The 16,246-nt window shown below is 65.6% G+C and carries 12 protein-coding genes; 9 read left to right on the plus strand and 3 right to left on the minus strand.

Annotation, left to right across the window (positions count from 1 at the left end):
• Nucleotides 1–193: 193 nt before the first annotated feature.
• Nucleotides 194–1,624 carry an NADP-dependent phosphogluconate dehydrogenase gene (gene gndA / locus MUU56_RS22760; protein WP_244769552.1) on the plus strand — a complete coding sequence of 477 codons (1,431 nt, stop codon included), beginning with the start codon at nucleotides 194–196 and terminating at the stop codon, nucleotides 1,622–1,624.
• A 214-nt stretch (nucleotides 1,625–1,838) separates the two neighbouring features.
• Here the strand turns inward: gndA and MUU56_RS22765 are convergent, their stop codons facing one another.
• Nucleotides 1,839–2,882 (minus strand): LacI family transcriptional regulator, encoded by a 1,044-nt coding sequence (locus MUU56_RS22765; protein ID WP_244769553.1) that lies wholly within the window; start codon nucleotides 2,880–2,882, stop codon nucleotides 1,839–1,841.
• Between the two features lie 413 nt (nucleotides 2,883–3,295).
• Between MUU56_RS22765 and MUU56_RS22770 the strand changes: the two genes are divergently transcribed.
• The 8 genes from MUU56_RS22770 (at nucleotide 3,296) to mgrA (ending at nucleotide 13,628) form a co-directional block, all read left to right on the plus strand.
• Nucleotides 3,296–4,531: an ABC transporter substrate-binding protein gene (locus MUU56_RS22770; protein WP_244769554.1), complete on the plus strand. Its 1,236-nt coding sequence runs from the start codon at nucleotides 3,296–3,298 to the stop codon at nucleotides 4,529–4,531.
• Between the two features lie 139 nt (nucleotides 4,532–4,670).
• The gene (locus MUU56_RS22775; protein WP_244769555.1) at nucleotides 4,671–5,573 is read left to right on the plus strand and encodes a carbohydrate ABC transporter permease; all 903 of its coding nucleotides are present in this window, start codon (nucleotides 4,671–4,673) and stop codon (nucleotides 5,571–5,573) included.
• Nucleotides 5,566–6,495 (plus strand): carbohydrate ABC transporter permease, encoded by a 930-nt coding sequence (locus MUU56_RS22780; protein ID WP_244769556.1) that lies wholly within the window; start codon nucleotides 5,566–5,568, stop codon nucleotides 6,493–6,495. Before MUU56_RS22775 ends, MUU56_RS22780 begins: the two co-directional genes overlap by 8 nt.
• Before the next feature lie 3 nt (nucleotides 6,496–6,498).
• Complete coding sequence (locus MUU56_RS22785; RefSeq protein ID WP_244769557.1) at nucleotides 6,499–7,581, plus strand: ABC transporter ATP-binding protein; 1,083 nt, start codon at nucleotides 6,499–6,501, stop codon at nucleotides 7,579–7,581.
• 419 nt (nucleotides 7,582–8,000) lie between these two features.
• Nucleotides 8,001–10,460, plus strand: coding sequence for a beta-mannosidase (locus MUU56_RS22790; protein WP_317633304.1), 2,460 nt, complete (start codon nucleotides 8,001–8,003; stop codon nucleotides 10,458–10,460).
• A 15-nt stretch (nucleotides 10,461–10,475) separates the two neighbouring features.
• Nucleotides 10,476–11,237, plus strand: coding sequence for a sugar phosphate isomerase/epimerase family protein (locus MUU56_RS22795; RefSeq protein WP_244769558.1), 762 nt, complete (start codon nucleotides 10,476–10,478; stop codon nucleotides 11,235–11,237).
• 12 nt (nucleotides 11,238–11,249) lie between these two features.
• Nucleotides 11,250–12,383, plus strand: a complete 1,134-nt coding sequence (locus tag MUU56_RS22800; protein ID WP_244769559.1) for a Gfo/Idh/MocA family protein — start codon at nucleotides 11,250–11,252, stop codon at nucleotides 12,381–12,383.
• A gap of 213 nt (nucleotides 12,384–12,596) precedes the next feature.
• Nucleotides 12,597–13,628, plus strand: coding sequence for an L-glyceraldehyde 3-phosphate reductase (gene mgrA / locus MUU56_RS22805; RefSeq protein ID WP_244769560.1), 1,032 nt, complete (start codon nucleotides 12,597–12,599; stop codon nucleotides 13,626–13,628).
• A gap of 46 nt (nucleotides 13,629–13,674) precedes the next feature.
• Here the strand turns inward: mgrA and zigA are convergent, their stop codons facing one another.
• Both zigA and znuA read right to left on the minus strand, forming a co-directional pair.
• Complete coding sequence (zigA, locus tag MUU56_RS22810; protein ID WP_244769561.1) at nucleotides 13,675–14,880, minus strand: zinc metallochaperone GTPase ZigA; 1,206 nt, start codon at nucleotides 14,878–14,880, stop codon at nucleotides 13,675–13,677.
• Between the two features lie 330 nt (nucleotides 14,881–15,210).
• On the minus strand, nucleotides 15,211–16,236 hold the full coding sequence (gene znuA / locus MUU56_RS22815) for a zinc ABC transporter substrate-binding protein ZnuA (RefSeq protein ID WP_244769562.1): 1,026 nt from the start codon (nucleotides 16,234–16,236) through the stop codon (nucleotides 15,211–15,213).
• Nucleotides 16,237–16,246 lie beyond the last annotated feature (10 nt).

Consider the following 16,246-nt stretch of genomic DNA (forward strand, 5'->3'; position numbering starts at 1 on the left):
GCCGATATGGGGTCATAGAAACCATGCAAGTGGCAGTGAAAATCCCGCCGAAGCCAAACAATCCCTTGTCGTAAATCGATTTGAATGCCAAAACACCACCGCTGGAGCGGAGCTCCTCACTCTCTTTCTGCGCGGCGTTTCCGGCATGGGTCCGGAAGCATCCCACGCCGCGCCATCCTACGGAGGTATGAACGTGGCACAGGCGGAAATCGGTCTCATCGGTCTCGGCGTGATGGGGTCCAACCTTGCGCTCAACATTGCCGAAAAAGGCAACAAGATCGCGGTCTTCAATCGCACGGTGGCGCGCACGAAGGAGTTCTACGAGGAGGCCGGCGCGCTCCAGGGCCAGATCGTGCCCTGCGAGACGATCGAAGAGTTCGTCGCCGCCATCCGCCCGCCGCGGCCGATCATCATCATGATCCAGGCCGGCGCCGCGGTCGACCAGCAGATGGATCTGCTGCGCCCCTATCTCGAACGGAACGACATCATGATCGATGCCGGCAACGCGAACTTCCGCGACACGATGCGCCGCTTCGATGCGCTGAAGGACAGCGGCCTCACCTTCATCGGCATGGGCGTTTCCGGCGGTGAGGAAGGCGCGCGTCACGGCCCCTCCATCATGGTCGGCGGCACGGAGGATTCGTGGAAGCGCGTCGAGAAGGTGCTGACCTCGATCGCCGCCAAGTACAAGGACGAGCCCTGCGTCGCCTGGCTCGGCGAGAACGGCGCCGGCCACTTCGTCAAGACCATCCACAACGGCATCGAATATGCCGACATGCAGATGATCGCCGAGATCTACGGCATCCTGCGCGACGGCCTGAAGATGAGCGCCGCCGAGATCGGCGCCGTCTTCGGCGAATGGAACAAGGGTCGCCTGGAATCCTACCTCATCGAGATCACCGAGAAGGTGCTTGCCGCCAGGGACCCGATCAGCGGTAACCCGATCGTCGACATGATCCTCGACAAGGCCGGCCAGAAGGGCACGGGAAAATGGTCCGCCATCGAGGCGCAGAACATGGGCGTGCCGGCGACCGGCATCGAGGCCGCCGTCGCCGCCCGCTCGATCTCCTCGTTCAAGACGGAGCGCGAAGCCGCCGAAAAGATCCTCGGCCTGCCGGATGTGCCGGCGCTTGAGGTCACCGACAAGGCTGCCTTCATCAAGGACCTCGAAAGCGCGCTGCTCGCCGGCAAGATCGGCGCCTATGCGCAAGGCTTCGCGGTGATGTCCGCCGCCTCGAAGGAGTATGGCTGGAACCTGCCGATGCCGACCATCGCCAAGATCTGGCGCGCCGGCTGCATCATCCGCTCGCAGTTCCTCGACGAGATCACGAGCGCCTTCACCAAGGCGCCGGATGCGGCGAACCTCATCGTCACCCCGGCCTTTGCCGCCATGGTCAAGGAAACCGACGGCGCGCTGCGCCGCGTCGTCGCCGCGGCCGCGCTGCATGGCCTGCCGGTCCCGGCGCTCGCCTCGGCGCTCGGCTATTTCGACAGCTACCGCCGCGCCCGCGGCACGGCCAACGTCATCCAGGCCCAGCGCGACTTCTTCGGCGCCCACGGCTTCGACCGCGTCGACGGCGCCGACAGCCATCATGGCCCGTGGGGCTCCGGCCTCAACGCCTGACGACAACAGACGGCCCGGTCCAAGACCGGGCCGTTTGCTTTCGATGTCATGGATCTGCCCCTCATCCCCCTGCCGGGACCTTCTCCCCGCAGGCGGGGAGAAGAGGGTGCCGAACCGTTTTCCTTCATTCTGCTGAAGGGAGGAAATCGGTTCGCCCAGCCTTCCTCGCCCCGCCTGCGGGGAGAGGATGCCGGCAGGCAGGTGAGGGGCGAGCCTACGCGTCGTCCGTCGGGATCGGGTAGCTCAGCGTTTGCAGCTCCGCGGCCGCCGTTCCCTCGATGCGGCCGATGACGGCTTTGGCGAGTTCCCGGCCGGCTAGGCGGATGTCCTCGCGCATGGTCACGACCTCCGGCCGCAGCCATTGCAGGAACATGTGCGGCTCCTTCGACACCATGTCGATGTCGTGGCCGAGCTTGCGGCCCTTCGCCTCCAGCGCGGCGATCAGCGCCACCGCGCCGCCGCCGCTGCCCGAGACGATGCCGTCCGGCCCGTCCGGCGCGCTGAACAGGGTCTCGGCGGCTCTGCGGATGTCGACGAGGCCGTTGTCGAGATTCACCTGGTTGAAGGGCAGGGCCATCGCGCCGAAATCGCGGATGCCCTTTTCGAACCCCGCCCGCATGTGCAGGTAGAAGGTGAGATAGGGCGGCGGCTGCAGCAGGATGAGCCGCCTGCGGCCGCGCTCCACCAGCTTCCGCACCGCCTCATAGGCGAAGCGCTCGTTGTCGAAATCGTGATAGGGATGGGTGAGGCCCATTTCCGTGCGCCCGTGCGTGGCGAAGGGAAAGTTGCGTTCCATCATCAGCGCGACGCGCGGGTCCTTCGGCTCGGTGCGCGAGATGATCACGCCGTCGGCCGCCCCCGTCTCCAGCACGTAGCGCACCGGGTCCAGCGCGTTGCCCTGCGTGCGGTAGGGCGTCACCACGAGATGGTACTGCGTCGTGGCGAGGACTTCCGAAATGCCGACGACCATGGGGCTCGTCAGGCCCATGATCTCCTCCTCGAGGCTGAGGATCAGGCTGATGACATTGGTCTTGCCGGTGCGAAGACGCACGCCCGCGCGGTTCGGCTGGTAGCCGATCTGGCGCGCGACGAGGCGCACGCGCTCCTTCGTCTCGGCGCTGATGTCCGGCGCATCCTTGAGCGCCCGCGAAACCGTGGTAATGCCGAGGCCGGTCATGAAGGCGATCGTCTTCAGCGTCGGCCGCTCGCTCGGATGCGGAAGCGCCGCCGCCGGGCCTTCGCTCATCGTCTTGTCCATCCCCTGCCTGCCACCTCTTCGCATTAGCGGTCGGTTATACATATTTTAACCAGAGCCGCCACTCCTTCATGGGCTTCGCTCCAAAACTGTAACGATGCAGGTCGTTTGTCGAGTGAAAAATGCACGGACTCGCCTTTGCACTGGCGCTGGAATGCCTGCTGCGTTGCGAAAGCGCCAGGCGTTCCGCCGCCGGCTCATGGTCTCCACGGTCGTAACGGATCCAATAATTAGTCCAATAATAACAAACTATTATTGAGAGAGCCGAGAGGTTTTCCGCGTTGCGCAATGGGGCGTATTCCCTCCTCAAAAACTCCCGGTACTGGGGAAAACGGGATTTCTGGCCCGGACCCGGTTGCGTGATTAAATCGATTGGGTTACGTTTTACTGCAACGTTTCAGTGAGGGAGGAGACTCATGAAAATGCGCTTTATGGCTGCCATGCTGGCGGCAACCGTGGTCCTGCCGTCCGCCGCCGCCTATGCGACGGACCTGGAGGTGACCCATTGGTGGACGTCCGGCGGGGAGGCCGCGGCGGTTGCCGAGTTCGCAAAGGCGTTCGACGCCACGGGCAACAAGTGGATCGACGGCGCGATCGCCGGCGCCGGCAGCACGGCCCGTCCGATCATGGTCAGCCGGCTGACCGGCGGCGACCCGATGGGCGCCACGCAGTTCAACCATGGACGCCAGGCGGAGGAGCTGGTCGAGGCCGGCCTGCTGCGCGATCTCACCGACGTGGCGACGCGCGAGAACTGGAAGGAGATCATCAAGCCGGCCAGCCTGCTCGACAGCTGCACGGTCGACGGCAAGATCTATTGCGCGCCGGTCAACATCCATTCCTGGCAATGGCTGTGGCTGTCGAACGCCGCGTTCGAAACGGCGGGCGTGCCCGTGCCGAAGAACTGGGACGAGTTCGTCGCCGCCGCGCCGGCGCTGGAGAAGGCCGGCATCGTGCCGCTCGCCGTCGGCGGGCAGGCCTGGCAGGCGGCCGGCGCCTTCGACGTGCTGATGGTGGCCATCGCCGGCAAGGACACGTTCAACAAGGTATTCAAGGACAAGGATGCCGACGTCGCGGCCGGCCCCGACATGGCCAGGGTCTTCAAGGCGGCCGAGGATGCGCGGCGCATGTCCAGGGGCACCAACGTGCAGGACTGGAACCAGGCGACCAACATGGTGATCACCGGCAAGGCCGGCGGCCAGATCATGGGCGACTGGGCGCAGGGCGAGTTCGCGCTCGCCGGCAAGGTCGCGGGCAAGGACTATACCTGCCTTCCAGGCCTCGGCGTGAACGAGGTCATCTCGACGGGCGGCGACGCCTTCTATTTCCCGGTTCTGGCGGACGAGGAGAAATCCAAGGCGCAGGAGGTGCTGGCCTCCACGCTGCTCGCGCCGGCCACCCAGGTCGCCTTCAACCTCAAGAAGGGCTCGCTTCCCGTGCGCGGCGACGTGGACCTCGCCGCGGCGAACGACTGCATGAAGAAGGGGCTCGACATCCTCGCCAAGGGCAATGTGATCGAGGGCACCGACCAGCTGCTTTCGGCCGACAGCCAGAAGCAGAAGGAGGATCTCTTCTCCGAATTCTTCGCCAATCCCTCGATGACGCCGGAAGACGCGCAGAAGCGTTTCGCCGCCATCATCGCGTCGGCGGACTGATCAGGCGGGCAGTTCCAGCAAGGCTGCGCGGCGGCCTTGCATGCGGAATTGCCGGGAAGGCATCGGCCGGCGGTCCGCCGCCGGCCAGGCGGCGCCCCACGGGCGCTGCCCCTGATCGAGACCAAGGAGGAAGTGACCCATGACGGGCCAGGCACACACCGGTCGTCCCCGTAGACTGCTGCGCAATCTCAGTTCCAAGATTGCCTCCATTCCCATGATGCTCACCGCCGTCGTCATCTTTCTCGGCGGCACGATCTGGACCGTCGTCTATTCGTTCACCAATTCGAAGCTGCTGCCGCGGGCGAACTTCGTCGGCTTCGACCAGTACGAGCGCCTGTGGGACGCGCCGCGCTGGATCGTCTCGATCCAGAATCTCGCCATCTACGGCGCGCTGACACTGGTCTTCAGCCTGGTGGTGGGCTTCGTGCTGGCGGCGCTGATGGACCAGAAGATCCGCTTCGAAAACACCTTCCGCACGATCTTCCTCTATCCTTTCGCGCTGTCCTTCATCGTCACCGGCCTCGTCTGGCAGTGGATCCTGAACCCGGAATTCGGCGTGCAGTCCGTCGTGCGCGCGCTCGGCTGGACGAGTTTCACCTTCGACCCGCTCTACAATGCCGACATCGTCATCTACGGCGTCCTGATCGCCGGCCTCTGGCAGGGCACCGGGCTCGTCATGTGCCTGCTGCTGGCGGGCCTGCGCGGCATCGACGAGGACATCTGGAAGGCCGCGCGCGTCGACGGCATCCCGATGTGGAAGACCTATCTCTTCATCGTCATCCCGATGATGCGCCCCGTCTTCATCACCACGCTCGTCATCATCGCCAGCGGCATCGTCAAGGTCTACGACCTCGTGGTGGCGCAGACGAGCGGCGGGCCGGGCATCGCCTCGGAAGTGCCGGCGAAATATGTCTACGACTACATGTTCCAGGCGCAGAACCTCGGCCAGGGTTTCGCCGCCTCCACCATGATGCTCGTCACGGTCGCCATCATCATCATCCCCTGGGCCTATCTCGAATTCGGAGGGCGCAAGCGTGTCTGACAGCGTTACTCTTCCCGCCCCCGCTGCCACCGCCAGGGCCGGGGCCGAACCCTGGGGCGCCAAACCCCGCCGCGCGCTTTCCGGCCGCAACATCATGCTCTACGGCACGCTGCTCGTGGCGGCGCTCTATTACCTGCTGCCGCTCTACGTGATGATCGTCACCTCGCTGAAGGGCATGCCGGAAATCCGCCTCGGCAACATCTTCTCGCCGCCGCTGGAAATCACCTTCGAACCCTGGGCGAAGGCCTGGGCCAGCGCCTGCACGGGCCTCAACTGCGACGGCCTGTCGCGCGGCTTCTGGAATTCCGTGCGCATCACCGTGCCTTCGACGCTGATCTCCATCCTCGTCGCCTCGGTCAACGGCTATGCGCTGGCCAACTGGAAGTTCAGGGGCGCGGACATCTTCTTCACCATCCTCATCGTCGGCGCCTTCATTCCCTATCAGGTGATGATCTACCCGATCGTCATCGTGCTGCGCGAAATGGGCATCTACGGCACGCTGACCGGCCTCGTCATCGTGCACACGATCTTCGGCATGCCGATCCTGACGCTGCTCTTCCGCAACTATTTCTCCGCCCTGCCGGAGGAGCTGTTCAAGGCGGCGCGCATCGACGGGGCGGGCTTCTGGCAGATTTATTTGCGCATCATGCTGCCCATGTCGCTGCCGATCTTCGTCGTCGCGATGATCCTGCAGATCACCGGAATCTGGAACGACTTCCTGTTCGGCGTCGTCTTCACCCGGCCGGAGGTCTATCCGATGACCGTGCAGCTCAACAACATCGTCAACTCCGTCCAGGGGGTGAAGGAGTACAATGTCAACATGGCCGCGACGCTGCTCACCGGCGCGGTCCCGCTCATCGTCTATTTCGTGTCCGGGCGCCTCTTCGTCCGCGGCATCGCCGCCGGCGCCGTGAAGGGGTAAGCCATGCAGAATTCCGTATCGATCAAGGACCTTTCGCTCAGCTTCGGCGCGGTCAACGTGCTGGAGAACCTCAACCTCGACATCGGCGACGGCGAGTTTCTCGTCCTCCTCGGCTCGTCCGGCTGCGGGAAGTCGACGCTGCTCAACTGCATCGCCGGCCTTCTGGAGCCGACGGGCGGGCAGATCTTCATCAAGAACAGGAACGTCACCTGGGAAGAGCCGAAGGACCGCGGCATCGGCATGGTGTTCCAGTCCTACGCGCTCTATCCGCAGATGACGGTGGAGAAGAACCTCTCCTTCGGCCTGCAGGTGGCGAAAATGCCGCGGCCGGAGATCGACAAGCGCATCGCCCGCGCCACCGAGATCCTGCAGATCGGCCCGCTGCTCAAGCGCAAGCCCTCCGAGCTTTCCGGCGGCCAGCGCCAGCGCGTGGCGATCGGCAGGGCGCTGGTGCGCGACGTCGACGTCTTCCTCTTCGACGAGCCGCTGTCCAACCTCGATGCGAAATTGCGCTCGGAGCTGCGGGTGGAGATCAAGCGGCTGCACCAGTCGCTGAGGAACACGATGATCTATGTCACCCACGACCAGATCGAGGCGCTGACGCTCGCCGACCGCATCGCCATCATGAAGAGCGGCGTGATCCAGCAGCTTGCCGATCCGAACACGATCTACAACGCGCCGCGGAACATGTTCGTCGCCGGCTTCATCGGCTCGCCGTCGATGAATTTTCTGCGCGGCGAGATCGCCGGGCGGGACGGCAGGCCGGTTTTCACGACGAACGGCGTCGATTTCGCGCTCGACGGCTACGATGCGGCCGAGACGCTCCGGCCCGGCCGCAAGGTCGTGCTCGGCGTGCGGCCGGAGCATGTGTCGGTCAACGGGGAGGGTGCCGAAACCCACCAGGCCACCGTCGATATCGAGGAACCGATGGGCGCCGACAACCTGCTCTGGCTGAAACATGCGGGCCATACGCTTTCCGTCCGTGTCGGCGGCGCGCGGCGCTTCGCACCGGGCACGGCGGTAAAACTTTCCTTCGACATGGGGCTGGCCTCGCTGTTCGATGCGGAGACCGAGGAGCGGATCTAGCATGCTGGAATTCGTGACCACCCCCCTCTGGCCTGCCGGCCATCTCCCCCTCAAGGGGGGAGATCGGATGGGGCAATGTTTTGCCCATCGCAGGCGTTGCAGTCCAAGTCATGTTCTCCCCTCCTGCCAATTTCCTTTCTTGAAAGCAGGGCGACCGCTTATGGAGGGAAACGGCTACTCCATCCCCTTCTCCCCCGCGGGGAGAAGGGGCCGGCAGGCGGATGAGGGGGAGGTCGAAGGCGTGAGTGATCCGTTCGAGCCACCCCCTCATCCGGCCCTTCGGGCCACCTTCTCCCCGCGGGGGAGAAGGGGATTTCAGCGCCGGCTTGCCTCATTTGCAATTGCCTTTCCCTCAAGGGGGAGATGCCCGGCAGGGCAAAGGGGGTGTTTCCCCGCATTCATGCTTCAGGGATAGGCGAATGATCCAACAAACCGAAACCACCGCGATCGACCTTTCCGGAACCTGGACGCTCACCGGCGCTGGCGCCGGCCACACCGCGCCGATGCCCGTGCCCGGCGACGTGCACAGCGCGCTTCTTTCCGCCGGCCTCATCCCCGATCCCTATGCCGGCCGCAACGAACGGGATGTGCAATGGGTGGCGCAGGAGGACTGGGCGATCGAGCGGACCTTCGACGTCACGCCGGAAATGCTGGAGGGCGACTGGTATCTCGACATAGGCAGCATCGACACCGTCGCCTCCGTCTATGTCAACGGCGTGCTGGTGCTCGATGCCGACAATTGCTTCCGCCGCTACCGGCCGGACGTCACCGAGGCGCTGAAAGCCGGCGAGAACGTCTTGCGGGTGTTGATCCATTCCAGCATCGCCGCCGGTGCCGCGCGGCAGGCGGCGCAGCCCTTCTTCATCCCCTGGCACCCCGGCAATTCGCCGATCCCCAACGGCAACATGCTGCGCAAACCCCAGTGCCATTTCGGCTGGGACTGGAACATCGCGATCGCCCCGCTCGGCATCTACGGCGCGATTTTCCTGCGCCGGCTGGAGGTCGCCCGCATCGAGCACGTGACGACCCGGCAGTTCCACCATGCCGACGGCGCGGTCGATCTCTACGTCACCGCCACCTTCCATGCCGAAGCGCCCGGCATCCTGCCCGTGCATTTTTCGCTCGGCGAGGAGCGGGTCCGGCTCGATATCGGCGTCAATGCCGGGGAGACGCAGCTCACCCACATGTTCCGCATCGAGAGGCCGGCCCTCTGGTGGCCGGCGGGCCATGGCGAGCAGGCGATCTATGCCGTCCGCGTCGAGACGCCCGGCGAGACGGTGGTGCGACGCATCGGCCTGCGTCAGGTCGAGCTGGCCACCGACGGGGACGAGGCCGGAAGCCGCTTCGCCCTGAAGGTCAACGGCCGCGAGATTTTCTGCCGCGGCGCGAACTGGATCCCCGCCGACGCGCTGCCCTCCCGGATCACGCCGGCCGGCGTGCGCGACCTCCTGCAATCGGCCAGTGAAGCCAACATGAACATGATCCGCGTCTGGGGCGGCGGTTTCTACGAGCCGGACTGGTTCTATGATTTCTGCGACGAACTCGGCCTGATGGTCTGGCAGGACTTCATGTTCGCCTGCAATCTCTATCCCTCCACCGTCGATTTCCTCGACAATGTCGCCGCCGAAGTCGATTACCAGGTCAAGCGGCTCGCCTCGCATCCCTCCATCGTGCTCTGGTGCGGCGACAATGAACTGGTCGGCGCGCTGACCTGGTTCGAGGCGAGCCGCGAGAACCGCGACCGCTATCTCGTCTCCTATGACCGGCTCAACCGCACCATCGAGCTGGCGATGAGGAAGGCGGCGCCCGGCGCGGTCTGGTGGCCGTCGAGCCCGGCCTCCGGCACTCTCGATTTCGGCGATGCCTGGCATGCCGATGGCTCCGGCGACATGCACTACTGGTCCGTCTGGCACGAGAACAAGTCGTTCGACGACTACCGCACCGTCCGCCCGCGCTTCTGCTCCGAATTCGGCTTCCAGTCCTACACCTCCATGCCCGTCATGAGGTCCTTTGCCGCGCCGAAGGACATGAACATCGCTTCGCCGGTGATGGAGAGCCACCAGAAGAATGCCGGCGGCAACGAGCGCATCGCCGGCACCATGTTCCGCTATTTCCGCTTCCCGAAGGATTTCGAGAGCTTCGTCTATCTCAGCCAGATCCAGCAGGGCCTCGCCATCCGCACCGCCGTCGACTACTGGCGCTCGCTGAAACCCCATTGCATGGGCACCCTCTACTGGCAGCTCAACGACACCTGGCCGGTCGCCTCCTGGTCGAGCCTCGACCATGGCGGCAGCTGGAAGGCCATGCATTACATGGCGCGCCGCTTCTTCCAGCCCGTCGCCGTGGCGGCGATCCCCTCGCGAGATGGCGAGACCATCGGCTTTTCCGTCGTCAACGACACGGCGGAGGCGGTGGCGGTGAAGCTCGACACCTGGCTCGTCTCGCTTTCCGGCGAGCGCCGGCCCTACCGCAGCGCCGAAGGCCGATGCGGGCCGGACAGGGCGGAGATGCTGTTCTCCGTCCTTTCCGCCGACCTGCCGGAGGACACGCTGCTCTTCTGGTCCTTCGAGGCGTCCAACGGCATGCGCGGCGAGGGGCACCATGTGCACGGCACCTACAAGGCGCTGGAACTCGAACCGTCCGGCCTCACCCTCGACGTTTCGCCGCGCGAGGACGGCGCCGTCGCCGTCACAGCCAGCGCCAGCGGTCTTGCGCTCCATGTCATGCTCGAGGCCGATGTCGCCGGCCGTTGGTCGGACAATGCCTTCGACCTCACGGCCGGCGAACGGAAAACGGTGATCTTCACCCCGGCCGAACGCGGCGCGGTTCCGAAAATCCATTGGCTCGATCTTCATTCCTGCCAGACGCAATCCGAGTAACCCGAGGAAATTTTCATGCAGACAGTCAGCTTCCAGCTCTACAGCGCCCGCAATTTCCAACCGTTTGCCGAGGTTTTCCGGATTCTCGCAGATGCCGGCTACAAGCAGGTCGAGGGCTATGGCGCCCTTTATGCCTCGCTCGACGATGCCGCGATCCAGCAGGTGAAGGCCGACCTCGACACCAACGGCCTCACCATGCCCACCGCCCATTTCAGCCTCGACATGCTGGAGGCGGAGCCGGAGCGGGTGCTCGCCATCTGCCGCACGCTCGGCATCGCGGCGGTCTACTGCCCCTATCTCCTGCCGGAGGACCGCCCGGCGGACGCCGCCGGCTGGCGCGCCCTCGGCGCGCGCCTGCAGAAGGCCGGCGAACCGATCCGCAAGGCGGGCCTTACCTTCGGCTGGCATAACCACGACTTCGAGTTCTTCGCGCTGCCCGACGGCACCGTGCCGCTCGACCATCTCTTTGCCGGCGGGCCGGACCTTGCCTGGGAGGCGGATATCGCCTGGATCATCCGCGGCGGCGCCGATCCCTTCGCCTGGATCCGGAAATACGGCGACCGCATCACCGCCGTGCACGTCAAGGACATCGCGCCGAAGGGCGAGAACGCGGAGGAGGACGGCTGGGCGGATGTCGGCCACGGCGTGGTGCCGTGGGGCGATCTCGCCAAGGCGCTTGCCGGCTCGCCTGTCCAGCACTTCATCGTCGAGCATGACAATCCCAGGGACATCGCGCGGCTCGCCACGCGGTCGATCGCGACCATCAAGGCATTCTGAGGACTGACCATCATGAGCAAGGAATACGGAGTCGGCATCATCGGCTGCGGCAACATATCGAGCGCCTATTTCAGGCTGATCCCGACCTTCAGGAACCTGAAGCTGGTCGCCTGCGCCGACATCAACCCGGCCGCGTCCAGGGCGCGTTCGGAGGAGTTCGACGTGGAAGCGCAGGAGATCGACGCGCTGCTCGCCAATCCCGCCGTCGACGTCGTCGTCAACCTGACGGTGCCGGAGGCGCACTACCCGGTCTCGAAAAGGGCGCTGGAGGCGGGGAAACACGTCTATTCGGAAAAACCCTTCGTGCTGACGCTGGAGCAGGGCGAGGACCTGCGCCGCATCGCCGATGCGCGCGGGCTGAAGGTCGGTTCGGCGCCGGATACCTATCTCGGCGGCGCGCACCAGTTCGTGCGCCATCTCATCGACAGCGGCACGGTCGGGAAGATCATGTCCGGCACCGCGCATGTGCTGGGGCCGGGCATGGAGAGCTGGCATCCCAACCCGGACTTCTTCTTCGCGCCGGGCGGCGGGCCGATCCTCGACATGGGGCCGTATTACGTCAACAACCTCGTCAACCTCGTCGGGCCGGTGCGGCGCGTCGTGGCGCTCGCCAACCGGGCACATGAGGAGCGCACCATCGGCAACGGCCCGCGCCTCGGCGAGAGGGTGCCGGTGGCCGTCGCGACGAACATCCACGCCATCCTCGACTTTGCCAGCGGCGCGCAGGTCGCGCTGATGGCGAGCTGGGATGTCTGGGCGCACCGCCACCAGAACATGGAGCTCTATGGCACCGAGGGCGCCGTCTTCGTGCCCGACCCGAATTTCTTCGGCGGCGCGGTGGAGGTCGCCGGCACGGATCGCGAGCCGAGGGCGGTGGAGGTCTGGGACCATCCGCTGACGGCGCAGAACTATGAGTTCGACTGGGGCCTGCAGGCGAACTACCGCGGCATCGGCCTTGCCGACATGATGGAGGCGGTGACGACCGGCCGCGACTATCGCTGCTCGCTCGACCGGTCGCTGCACACGATCGACGTCCTGACCGCGATCCTACGCTCGGCCGAGGAGGGCAGGGCGATCGACATCGTGACGACCTGCACGCAGCCCGCGGCGCTGGGCATCGAGGAGGCGCGGGCGCTTTTGCGATGATACCGCCTGCGGCCTGCCCCTCATCCGGCCTGCCGATCCCCTTCTCCCCGCAAGCGGGGAGAAGGGGATGTGCCGCGCCGGTTTCCCCGAGCAATACCCGCTCGTGGGGCAAGTCCTCTCTCCCCGCTTGCGGGGCGAGGGGCGAATGCCTCTTGTCGCGATGCGCGCGAGAGCGGTATTGAGACTCGCCCATAAAGAACGAAGGAATTTATCATGGCCTGGCAGCCTGCGGACAACCGTTACGACACGATGACCTATAACCGGCTGGGACGGTCCGGCCTGAAGCTGCCGGCGATCTCGCTCGGGCTGTGGCACAATTTCGGCGACGACACGCCGCATGACCGCAAGGTCGACATGTGCCGCACGGCCTTCGACCTCGGCATCACCCATTTCGACCTCGCCAACAATTACGGCCCGCCGCCCGGCACGGCCGAAACCGCCTTCGGCGAGATCCTGCGCACGGATTTCGCCCATCTGCGCGACGAGCTGATCATCTCGTCGAAGGCCGGCTACGACATGTGGCCGGGTCCCTATGGCGAGTGGGGCAGCCGCAAGTACCTGATCGCCTCCTGCGACCAGAGCCTGAAGCGCATGGGCCTCGACTATGTCGACATCTTCTATTCCCACCGCTTCGACCCGGAGACGCCGCTGGAGGAGACCTGCGGCGCGCTCGACCATATCGTGCGCTCCGGCCGCGCGCTCTATGTCGGCATCTCCTCCTACAATTCGCAGCGCACCCGCGAGGCCGCGGCGATCCTGAAGGACCTCGGCACGCCCTGCATCATCCACCAGCCGAGCTATTCCATGCTCAACCGCTGGATCGAGACGGACGGTCTCGTCGATACGCTGGACGAGCTCGGCATCGGCTCCATCGTCTTCTCGCCGCTGGCGCAGGGCATGCTGACGGCGAAATATCTCAGTGGCATTCCGGGCGACAGCCGCGCGGCGCTGAACCACTTCCTCAAGACGGATTTCATCCGTCCCGAGATCATCGACAACATCCGCAAGCTGAACGAGATCGCCGAGCGGCGCGGCCAGACGCTGGCGCAGATGGCGATCGCCTGGGTGCTGCGCGGCGGGCGCATCACCTCCGCGCTGATCGGCGCCAGCCGCTCCGCGCAGATCGTCGATTGCGTCAAGGCGCTGGAGAAGCCGGACTTTACCGCGGAGGAGCTGGCGGCGATCGACACCTACAGCCAGGGCGCGGACATCAACCTCTGGAAGAAGTCCGCCGAACTCGACTGACGGGATCGCTCGCCCGGCGGCAAGGCCGGGCGGCCTCCTCATCCTCTCACCCCGCCTGGCGAACCCAGAGCGGGAAGGGATCCGGCAGGTTCGTCCAGCGCGCCGGCTCGAAAGCGTCCGCCTCGACGAGACAGGTGTCGAGCCGGCGGCGGAGCGCGGCTTCATCCATCGGGTCCGCGCCGATGAAGACGAGCTCCTGCCGCCGGTCGCCCCAGACGGGATCCGATACGCGGGCGATGGCCTCGACCGCCGCCGGGTCTTGTGGCCAATGCGGGCGCGGCACGGCGGCCCACCACAGGCCGAGCCGGCCGCTCCTGACCAGCGCGCCCGCCTGGCTCAGTTCGCCGACATGGTGCGGCCGGGTGGCGAGCCAGAAGAAGCCCTTGGCGCGGATGACGCCGGGCCAGCTCTCGTCGAGGAAGGCCTTGAACCGGGCCGGATGGAACGGCCTCCTCGCGCGGTAGACGAAGGCGCGGATGCCGTATTCCTCGGTCTCCGGCACATGGTCGCTGAAGCCGTGCAGTTCCTTGAACCAGAGCGGGTGCTCGCTCGCCTTCTCGAAATCGAAGCGGCCGGTGCCGAGGATGTCGGTGAGGTCGACGCGGCCGAAATCCGTTTCGATGATGCGGGCGGAGCTGTTAAGGCTGCCGACGATCTGGCGCGCGGCGCGCAGGTCGTCGGGGCTCGCCGCACCGGTCTTGTTGATGACGACGACATCGGAAAACTCGATCTGCTCAACGAGCAGCTCCACCAGCGTGCGCGTATCGCCTTCGCCGACCGTCTCGCCGCGGTCGGCGAGAAAGTCCTCGGACGCGTAGTCCTTCAGCAGGTTGGCGGCGTCGACGACGGTCACCATCGTGTCCAGCCGGGCGACATCCGAAAGGCTCCGGCCGTTCTCGTCGCGGAAATCGAAGGTGGTGGCGACGGGCAGCGGCTCGGAAATGCCGCTCGATTCGATCAGCAGGTAGTCGAATCGGTTCATCTCCGCCAGCCGGCGGACCTCGGCGAGGAGGTCGTCGCGCAGCGTGCAGCAGATGCAGCCGTTCGTCATTTCCACGAGCTGTTCGTCGGTGCGCGAAAGGTCCGCCCCGCCATCGCGGATGAGGGCGGCGTCGATGTTGACCTCGCTCATGTCGTTGACGATGACGGCGACGCGCAGGCCGCTGCGGTTGTTCAGCACATGATTGAGCAGCGTCGTCTTGCCGGCGCCGAGGAAGCCGGAGAGCACGGTGACGGGAAGGCGGTTGTCCATGATGTGATTGCCTTTAATGTTATACCATTACATTCGTGAGGCTGAAAAAGGCGGGATGCTCCCGCCTGGTTCTTCGTCGTCTCGCTCCGGCCGGGGCAGGGCGGTCGCCTGTGGAGTTCGACGTTGCTGCTTGCCCTTCCCCCTGCGGGGAGAAGGTGGCCCCCACGGGTCTCGCCAAAGGCGAGCCCGAGGGCAGGCTCCGGATCGGTTAGCGGGGCTCGGATGGAGATCGTTTGTGTCTTCGCCACCCCCTCATCCGCCTGCCGGCACCTTCTCCCCGCGGGGGAGAAGGGGGTGTGGCGATGGTTTCCTCCACAGGTGATCGCCCGCTCAGCTTGCCTGTCCGAGGCAATCGCGCAGCGACGTCGCGATGCTTCGCATCAGGGTGAAATAAAGGTCCGCGCCGGGCTCCAGCGTCGCGGCTTCCGGGTCGAGCGTGCCGGATTTCGCTTCGGTGCCCTCGATGACGACGTTCACCAGCTTGGGCTCGAACTGCGGCTCGGCGAAGACGCAGGTCGCGCCGAGCGTCTTCACCTTCTCGCGGATTTCCGTGAGGCGTGCGGCGCCGGGCATGGTTTCCGGGCTGACGGTGATGGAGCCGGCGGTGTTCACGCCGTAATGGTGCTCGAAATACTGGTAGGCGTCATGGAAGACGATGAAGGGCTTGTCCTTCACGGGGGCGATGGTCGCGGCGATCTCCTTGTCGAGCGTGCCGAGCTTTTCCGTCAGGGCTGCGAGGTTCGCCTTGTAGGCGTCGGCATTGTCCGGATCCTTTTCCGACAGGACGCGGGTGGCTTCAGCGGCGATGGCGCGGGCATTGTCGGGGCTCAGCCACAGATGCATGTCGAAGGCGCCGTGTTCGTGCCCTTCATGCCCGGCTTCGCCGGCATGGCCCGCATGGTCGCCTTCGGCCTCCTTGTCGTGGTCGTGGCCTTCCTCGCCGTGGGCGTGATCATGGCCGTCCTCGCCCTCATGCGCATGCGCCTCGAACGGGCCGCCTTCGCGGAAGGGCAGCTTTTCGAGGCCGGGCGCGTCCTCCAGCTCCACGACGGTCGCCTTGTCGCCGAGCGCTTCCAGCGGCTTTTCGAGGAAGGCTTCCAGGCCGTGGCCCACCCAGAAGACGACGTCGGCATCCTGCAGCGCCGCGGCATTGGACGGCTTCAGCGCATAGGTGTGCGGCGAGGCGCCGCCCTCGACGATCAAGGCCGGCTCGCCGACGCCCTGCATGATCGCAGCGACGAGCGAATGGATCGGCTTGATCGACACGACCACGTCCGGCGTTTCGGCCCGCGCGGCGATGGTGTCGGCGGAAAGGAGCGCGGTGGTGAGGAGGAGGGCGCGAACGGCCTTTTGCATGGGGATCTCC

The organism is Shinella yambaruensis (assembly GCF_022899355.1).
Taxonomy (GTDB): Bacteria; Pseudomonadota; Alphaproteobacteria; order Rhizobiales; family Rhizobiaceae; genus Shinella; species Shinella yambaruensis.